General features: G+C 70.8%; 1 protein-coding gene. It reads right to left on the bottom strand.

Going from position 1 to position 1,328, the window contains the following annotated elements; genetic code table 11:
- Window positions 1-17: 17 nt before the first annotated feature.
- Window positions 18-1,085, bottom strand: a complete 1,068-nt coding sequence (locus E1293_RS47000) for an IS110 family RNA-guided transposase (protein WP_424923742.1) — start codon at window positions 1,083-1,085, stop codon at window positions 18-20.
- Window positions 1,086-1,328 lie beyond the last annotated feature (243 nt).

Here is a 1,328-nt window from a genome sequence, read left to right as displayed (position 1 = left end):
GGATGCTCTTATGGATGTCAAGCCGCGGGCTCAAGATCGCTTGGTGCGGTGATGATCTGGTAGAGCTCTCGGGCGATGTAGCGCTTGAGACAGCGGATGATCTCTTTCTTGGACATGCCTTCCTTGGTGCGTCGTTGCATGTAGGCGCGGGTGCGGGGGTCCCAGCGCAGGCGGCAGAGCACGACGCGGTAGAGGGCTGCGTTGGCGTGCCGGTCGCCGCCGCGATTGAGGCGGTGCCGGGTGGTGCGTCCCGACGAGGCGGGGATCGGGGCGGCCCCGCAGAGCATCGCGAAGGCCGCCTCTGAGCGGAGCCGGGCGTGGTTGTGCCCGGCGGTGACCAGCAGTTGCCCGGCGACGTCGGTGCCGACGCCGTGGGCGGCCACCAGGTCGGGGTTGATCATGGCGACCAGGGGCTCGAGCAGTTCGTCCAAGTCGCCGATCTCGTCGGACAGCCGCTGGTGGCGGCGGGCCAGGCTACGCAGGGCGATCTTGGCGGCGGTGGCCACCGCCGCGGCGTCGGCCCGATCGGGGCGCAGGTTCGCGCAGGTGGTGATCAGTTCCCGGACGGGCAGGCCGCGCAGCCGCTCGCGCAGGATGTCGGGGGCGGTGACGATCAGAGCCTTGATCTGCCGCTGGGCGTCGGCGCGCTGGTCGATGGCCGAGCGGCGGGCCACCCGCAGGTTGCGCAGCGCCTCGATCCGGCCGTCCCGCTGCTTAGGGACACCGGTCCGCTCACCGGCCAGCGCGGACTTGGCGGCGGCGATCGCATCGATCGGATCGGACTTGCCCTGGAACCGGCGGGCCTTGCGGTCGGGGCGATCGACCTCGATCACCTCGACGTCCCGGTCACGCAGCAGCCGGGCCAGGCCGGCGCCGTAGACGCCGGTGCCCTCCACCCCGACCCGCACCAAGCGCCCGAACCGGCGCATCCACTCCAGCAGGGCGGCGTATCCGGCCGCGGTGGCGGGGAACTGCTCGGTGCCCAGCACCCGGCCCACCGGGTCGATCACCGCGGCGGTGTGGGTGTCCAGATGAGTGTCGACACCACCGGCGACTTCGCCGGGCGTGCCGTCCTGGGGTGTAATGGGGGGCATCGTCGTCCTGTCGTCCGAGCCGGAGGGCGGGGCGGCGCGCACCGGCCGGGCGGTCGGACAAGACAGTGATGAGGCCTCTAGCCAGGCTCTTATGAAGTCACAACGCCCGTGTCCGGTGAGCGCACACGAGCACCTCCCGGCCAGATCGACAGATCCGGTTGAGGACCCTTGGTCAGTCAGTCGGTGGGTCAGACCCCGCCGGGAGGTGCTCACCTACATCCTCACTGTCAGTCG

The sequence above is a fragment of the Actinomadura darangshiensis genome, assembly GCF_004349235.1.
In the GTDB taxonomy this organism is placed as follows: domain Bacteria; phylum Actinomycetota; class Actinomycetes; order Streptosporangiales; family Streptosporangiaceae; genus Spirillospora; species Spirillospora darangshiensis.
This window is presented reverse-complemented; position numbering and strand designations above follow the sequence as displayed.